This is a genomic window from Candidatus Protofrankia californiensis (assembly GCF_900634765.1).
GTDB lineage: Bacteria > Actinomycetota > Actinomycetes > Frankiales > Frankiaceae > Protofrankia > Protofrankia californiensis.
The window spans coordinates 1,879-7,867 of the sequence record NZ_CAAAFT010000398.1 but is presented as its reverse complement, the minus strand read 5'-3'; the positions used below and the strand labels follow the sequence as shown (position 1 = coordinate 7,867).

General features: G+C 66.7%; 8 protein-coding genes and 1 pseudogene. 6 read left to right on the top strand and 3 right to left on the bottom strand.

Annotation, left to right across the window (positions count from 1 at the left end; translation table 11 throughout):
- Window positions 1–178 precede the first annotated feature (178 nt).
- Window positions 179–343 (bottom strand): hypothetical protein, encoded by a 165-nt coding sequence (locus tag DD1DGNOD_RS27360; RefSeq protein WP_165036923.1) that lies wholly within the window; start codon window positions 341–343, stop codon window positions 179–181.
- On the opposite strand from DD1DGNOD_RS27360, the gene DD1DGNOD_RS20445 reads away from it, so the two are divergent.
- Complete coding sequence (locus DD1DGNOD_RS20445; RefSeq protein ID WP_131770842.1) at window positions 333–1,328, top strand: DUF4231 domain-containing protein; 996 nt, start codon at window positions 333–335, stop codon at window positions 1,326–1,328. The genes DD1DGNOD_RS27360 and DD1DGNOD_RS20445 overlap by 11 nt on opposite strands.
- A gap of 337 nt (window positions 1,329–1,665) precedes the next feature.
- Here the strand turns inward: DD1DGNOD_RS20445 and DD1DGNOD_RS30920 are convergent, their stop codons facing one another.
- Window positions 1,666–1,983 (bottom strand): ATP-binding protein, encoded by a 318-nt coding sequence (locus tag DD1DGNOD_RS30920; RefSeq protein ID WP_346434360.1) that lies wholly within the window; start codon window positions 1,981–1,983, stop codon window positions 1,666–1,668.
- Window positions 1,984–2,111: 128 nt separating this feature from the next.
- On the opposite strand from DD1DGNOD_RS30920, the gene DD1DGNOD_RS20435 reads away from it, so the two are divergent.
- The 4 genes and pseudogenes from DD1DGNOD_RS20435 to DD1DGNOD_RS20420 all read left to right on the top strand — a co-directional run.
- A complete protein-coding gene (locus DD1DGNOD_RS20435) occupies window positions 2,112–3,464 on the top strand; it encodes a helicase-associated domain-containing protein (protein WP_131770841.1) in 1,353 nt (450 codons plus the stop codon).
- A gap of 133 nt (window positions 3,465–3,597) precedes the next feature.
- The gene (locus tag DD1DGNOD_RS20430) at window positions 3,598–3,849 is read left to right on the top strand and encodes a type II toxin-antitoxin system Phd/YefM family antitoxin (RefSeq protein WP_131768106.1); all 252 of its coding nucleotides are present in this window, start codon (window positions 3,598–3,600) and stop codon (window positions 3,847–3,849) included.
- Window positions 3,846–4,103 carry a Txe/YoeB family addiction module toxin gene (locus tag DD1DGNOD_RS20425; protein ID WP_131768105.1) on the top strand — a complete coding sequence of 86 codons (258 nt, stop codon included), beginning with the start codon at window positions 3,846–3,848 and terminating at the stop codon, window positions 4,101–4,103. The genes DD1DGNOD_RS20430 and DD1DGNOD_RS20425 overlap by 4 nt, the downstream gene beginning before the upstream one ends.
- A 151-nt stretch (window positions 4,104–4,254) precedes the next feature.
- Window positions 4,255–4,881 (top strand): annotated as a pseudogene (locus tag DD1DGNOD_RS20420) (TolB family protein); the annotation flags it as partial.
- A 186-nt stretch (window positions 4,882–5,067) separates the two neighbouring features.
- Here the strand turns inward: DD1DGNOD_RS20420 and DD1DGNOD_RS20415 are convergent.
- Window positions 5,068–5,580, bottom strand: a complete 513-nt coding sequence (locus DD1DGNOD_RS20415; protein WP_131770845.1) for a GNAT family N-acetyltransferase — start codon at window positions 5,578–5,580, stop codon at window positions 5,068–5,070.
- Between the two features lie 194 nt (window positions 5,581–5,774).
- On the opposite strand from DD1DGNOD_RS20415, the gene DD1DGNOD_RS20410 reads away from it, so the two are divergent.
- Window positions 5,775–5,989 (top strand): TetR/AcrR family transcriptional regulator (locus DD1DGNOD_RS20410; protein ID WP_131770844.1); only part of this gene is annotated, 215 nt, incomplete at its 3' end.

The window sequence follows — 5,989 nt, the reverse complement described above, 5'->3', positions numbered from 1 at the left end:
CGGGTCAGGCGAATTGATGATCAAGGAGAGTGCGACGAACTTCACACATCCGACGATACCGACGGGTAAGCCCGGTAAAACATGAACACCATGATGATCTCAGCGCCCGTTCCCGATCCCGAGGCTGCGTCGCCAGCGCGAGCGCCCGCTCGGCCAGCCCCTGCACGAACCCCCTGGATCACAGCGTCCGCATCGACCCGTTGTGATCCAGACACAGGGCTACCTTTGCCCGCTCACCTTCCAGGCCGCGTTGCGACAGGCCGAGCTGCGCCTTCTTCACCAGGCCCAGCAGTCCCGGCGCGGGTGATTCGATCCTTGTCGCCGATACTGGTATGACCGGCACAGTACGGATCGCCCGTTGCTCCCGGACGCGTACCGGCACAATCACCGGCATGAGCACAGCGGGGGTTCAAAGCGCCATAGAGACCCAGCGGCACTGGTCCGCGGTCGCGGGGAAAGTGAAACAGCGGATCCGCCGGGGCCGGCGGGTCACGCTCGGACTGGGAGTGGCCGGCACGGTCCTGGTGACTGCCGCCGGACAGGTCGAGGGGAGCGCCGGCCGGGTGCTGGCCGCGCTGGCCACGGCCGCTCTGGCCAGCGCACCGATCGTGGCTGGCTCCTTCGTCAGCCCCAATCACACCAAGACCTGGACACAGCTACGGTCGGTGTCCGAAGGTCTGAAAGCCGAGATCTACACCTATCTGGCCGGTGTCGACCCCTACCAGGGCCCGCAGGACGAACGGGATCGCCGCCTGCTGGAACGCAGCGAGGCGATCCAGCAGGCCGCCGACATACTCCCACCCGCAGCGCCGATCAGCGGCACGTCGTCGTCGTCCCGGCCATGGCCGGAGATCGACAGCCTCGACTCCTACGTGACCCACCGGGTCGACGACCAGATCGACTACTACGAGCCGCAGGCCGCCGTCGCCGAGCGGCGTACCGCCCGGTTCCAGTGGGCCGGACTGGTCGCAAGCCTTGCCGCGGCGGTGCTCAGCGCGGTGGAAGCAGCCACGGGCAGTGCGACGATCACCGCATGGGCCCCGGCGATCACCATGGTGGGAGCGTCGGTGGGCTCGTTCGCGGCCGCTTCGCGCTATGAGGACAACGCCCGCGCCTACAAGCAGACCGCCCACCGACTACGGTTCCTGCGCGACCAGTGGCAGCTCTCGGCCCCCGCCAACGCCTCCTCTGCCGAGAGAGCACGGCGGGATATGGCGTTCGTCGCGGGCTGCGAGGAGGCGATCGCCGTCGAGAACCAGGCGTGGATGGCACGGTGGAACGCCGACATTCCCGCGACGCCCGCCAGCCCGGCCGGGCAACCAGCCTGATCGTCCCGGTGCCGTTTCACCGGCAACCGTCTCGCCGGCAGAAGTGCAGAAACACCGGCGGGGATGCCCGCCCGCGCCGGTCAGGGCCGCAAACGATGGATCACGCGGTGGAAGGGCCGCGTTGAACGCCTTCGAGATCGCTGTCGTGACGGCGCTGCTGGTAGGCGGCGAACTGGTCGGCTTACTCCCGGCACTTCGCACCGCCTCGGGTGAGGTCGGTGACGAGGGTAGGCGTACTCCACCATCGGCTGTGTTTTGCGGATTCTTATATCTCCCTGCCGGCTTGGTCGTTCTTTCAAGATTGACAGGATCTAATGACACAAGTATGAAGGCGCCCTCACAAAAAGAACACAGAAAGACGGAAAGGTTGCCGCGGCCTCGTGGTGTCCTTCCTGAGGTGTTTGACCAGGACCACATCGCATCCCGGTGGGTCGGTGCGGCGGATGACGCGAAGGGCGTCGACGCCGTGGGAGATGAGGGTCAGCCCGCGGACCGAAGACGTGAGGTTCACCGGAGCGTCGGCGGCTGGGGTGGGGGTGAAGCCCGGGCCTCGGTCGCCGACGGTCACCGTGATCCGGTGCGCGTCATGGGCGAGGAGCAGGCGAACCGGCGTGTCCGGGTCGAGGCGGTTGCCGTGGATCACTGCGTTGGCCACGGCTTCCCGTACCGCCAAGCCGAGCCGGTACCGGCCGTCCTCGTCCAGGCCTGAAGAGGGTTCGTGCGACGGTGAGAAGCCGTGCCGGCTGACCGTGCCCGTCGAGGTGGGTTCTACAGTCAGCGGGTATGGCCGTAGCGCGGGACGTGAACGAAACGACGGACGGGTTGTCGGGGACGGACGAGTTGACTGTCCGCCTGGGAGCGCGGGATGCGGCTGCCGACGCGCTCGCTGTCCTGCGGTTGTGCGCGGCCGGCAAACTGCGGTGCAGCGAGAAGACGCAGCGACCGGGCGCCGCGACCGTCACCGCCGTTGCCGGTGTCCTGCTCCGCGGGGACTTCTACCGCGAGGAGCCGATCGCCGCGTTCGCGTGGCCCCTGCTGCTGCAGGCCGGTGGCCTGGCCGAGGTCGTCGGTGGGCGTCTGCAGCTGACCGCGCGGGGCCGGGCGGCGCTGGCCAAGCCGGTGGCGGAAACGATCCGTCATCTCTGGCGGCGCTGGGTCGGTCATGCGGTGATCGACGAGATGAGCCGGATCGAGGAGATCAAGGGTCAGCGGTCGGCTCGGGCACTGACCGCGGCGGGTCCGCGGCGCAAGGCCGTCGCCGAGGCGCTTGCGGCCTGTGCGCCCGGGGAGTGGGTTGCGGTGGACGATCTCTTCACCCGGATACGGCGTAATGGCCCACCGTTTGCGGTGGTGCGTGACGTCTGGAAGCTCTACCTCGAGGATCCGCAGTACGGAAGCCTGGGATATGACGGGTTCCACGAGTGGCCGCTGTTGGAGGGCCGGTACGTCCTGTGCCTGTTGTTCGAGTACGCGGGGACGCTCGGTCTGTTCGATCTCGAGTACGGCGATCCGGTCGACGCCCGCGACGACTTCCGCGGGAACTGGGGCGCGTACGACCTGGACTTCCTCAGCCGTTATGACGGTCTGCACGCGGTCCGGCTGAACGCCCTCGGCGCATACGTCTTCGGTCTGGCCGAACGGTACGAGCCGGAGAAGGAAGGCGGTGGCGGGCCGGGTCCGGCGCTCAAGATCCTGCCGAACCTGGACATCGTGGTCACCGGCGAGCTTCAGCCCGCCGACGAGCTTTTCCTGGACGCCTATGGGCAGCGTTCCTCCGACCGTGTCTGGTCCCTGAGCGTCGCGTCGTTGATAGCCGCGATCGACATGGGCCGCCCGCTTGAGGATCTGCGGCGGTTTCTGGACGACCACGCCGACCACGCCATACCGGCCACCGTGACCAGGCTGTTCGAGGACGTCACGGCCCGCGCCGGCCAGCTGCGCGATCTCGGGCTTGCGCGGGTGGTGGAATGCGCCGATCCGGCGGTGGCGGCTCTCATCGTCGGTGACCGCAGGCTCCGCCGGTTCTGCCGGCCGCTGGGGGAGCGTCATGTCGCCGTACCGCTGCAGCATGAGGCCGACTTCCGTACCGCCCTGCGGAAGTTGGGGTATGTCATCCCGGCCGAACCCGGGGCGTAGCCACCGACGCCACCTGGCGACGGAGCGACCGGAGCAACCTGCCGGTGTCACTGCTCATCGTCCTTACCGTTCCACGATCCTGGCGTACAATTTCTTGTACGTACGACTTTCCGTACAAGCATGGGAGGCTTAGATGAGGATGATGACTTACTCGGAGTCACGTGCGCGGTACGCCGAAGTTCTCACGGCTGTCGTGGAGGACAGGGAGGAGGTTGTCGTCACGCGCGCCGGCCACGAGCCGGTGGTGATCGTTTCCTTGGACGACTACCAGTCACTCAAGGAGACGGCGTATCTGCTCCGTAGCCCGGAGAACGCCCGCCGGCTGCTGACCGCCATCGACCGGCTCGAAAGCGGCGGCGGCGTGGTGCGGGACCTCGCCGAGTGAAGCTCGTCTGGGATGAGAATGCCTGGGAGGACTACGTATGGTGGCAGACCCAGGACCGCAAGCTGCTCAGGCGTATTAATACTCTGATTCAGGACATCGTCCGTAACGGGAATGAAGGCATCGGCAAGCCGGAGCCCCTGAAGCACGGGTTTCAGGGCTACTGGTCGCGGCGTATCAACGACGAGCACCGGCTCGTCTACAAGATTAATAACGATGAGATTCGTATAGCCCAGTGCCGTTACCACTATAAATGAGGCATCGGGTCAGGGCGGTCAGTGGTGGTGTGACGCGCTCCCAGGCCCAGGCGCCGAGGAACGAGCCGCCGATGAGGACGATGGTGGACATGCCGGAACTCCCTTCGCGATGGCCGTCGTGGTGTGACCGACGCCGCGAAGCCATGCAAGGCCACTCACCGGATTCCCCAACCGGCTCCGCATCTCGCCGAGCGGGAAGATGGTTGCCTGGACCTTGTTCCTCAACGGCCACTCCTATGCGGGAACAGGATTTTCCACCCGTACCGGGATCACGGATATCGACACCGGTCACCTCGTCGACAGTCTCGAGGAGTTCCAGATCATCCGGAACGGCAGATCGCACCAGGCTGCCGACGTCAACTTCTGGGGCGTGACCTTCGCCGACGACAACCGGTTCTACGCAACTATGTCCACTGAGGGTCACCGCTACCTCGTCGAAGGCGACATCAACGCACGGATCGTGTGCAGCCGAGCCGACAACGTCGAATGCCCGTCACTGTCGCCGGACGGCACCCGGATCGCGTTCAAGGCTGCCGTCGACGGTGATCCGACCCGCGGCTGGCGACTGTCCGTACTCGATATGGCCACCATGCGCGTGACCCCGCTGGCAGAAACCCGCAGTATTGACGATCAGCCGGAATGGCTCGACAACACGACTGTGGCCTACACGCTGCAACGCAGCGACGGCATCAACGACATCTGGTCCCTGCCCGCAGACGGATCCGGTACGCCCCACCTTCTCGTTCCCGGGGCGAACTCACCCGCCCTGATCGACTGATCCGCGGCTGCCCCTGCCGTGGGGGACGGCTCACCTGCGCCCCGGCCAGGCGTTCCTGATCGGCGTTGGACGGCGGTTGGACTGCTGAATCTCTTTGAGGTCGGTGAGGCCGAGCATGTCATAGAGATCGCCGGCCTGGGTGCCGCCGATGAAGCCATCTGCCGTTCCGCGGAACGCACGTGGCTCTTACCGCCTCACCTCGCGGTGCATGGCTACCCGTGGCCACCGGTCCAGGCCGTGTGCGGCCTCCTGGCTGCGGACCTCCCGCAGCCCTGGCGTCAGCTCGGCCTCCGTAAGGCGCCGGAACCCGCACCGCGCGTAGTAGGGGGCGTTCCACGGTACGTGCACGAACGTGGTGAGGGTCAGCGCCGGTATGGCCGCGGCCGCCGCGTGGTCGGCGACGTGTTCGATCAGCGCCCGTCCCAGCCCGCGGCGGGCGCTGTCCGGGCGCACCGATACCTGCTCGATGTGCATGTTGCCGTCGACGAGGTCCGCGATCAGATAGGCGACCAGGTGGCCGGTCCCGTCAGCGGCGCTCCAGGCCTGGCCGGCCCGCTGGTAGCGGGCGAGTTCGTTGACGGTGAACGGCTCGTCGTCGGCGATCTCGGGCATGCCGATGTCGCGGAAGCGCAGGCCGGCGGCCCGCTCGATGTCCTGGAGCGCGGGGAGCTCCTCGAACCGGACCGGCCGGATGCGCATGGAGTCATTGTCACCACCGGCGCAGGCTGCCTCGACGCGGCCATCAAGAAGATGGTGCTGGTCCGGAACATCGGTGAACCCGAACGCGGTCCGAAAGTCCGGTCTCTGTCGCAACGAGCCTCGCGGAGACCGTGGAAGAGTGATTGATCCAGTGGGCTGGAGGTCGGTGAACTCCTGACGGATACGCTGAGATAATGGGTACACCCGTCTCGGCCGGCATCACGGTGACGGGGCGTGGCCGGGTGGACAAGCGAGAGGCGATCCTCGCTGCCGCGTTCGAGGTGTTCGCCCGCAAGGGGTACGAGGGCGCGAGCGTCGATCTCATCGCAAGCGAGGCCGGGGTGGCCAAACCCACCCTCTACAACCATCTCGGGAGCAAGGAGAACCTGTTCCGGCTGGTGATGGTCGA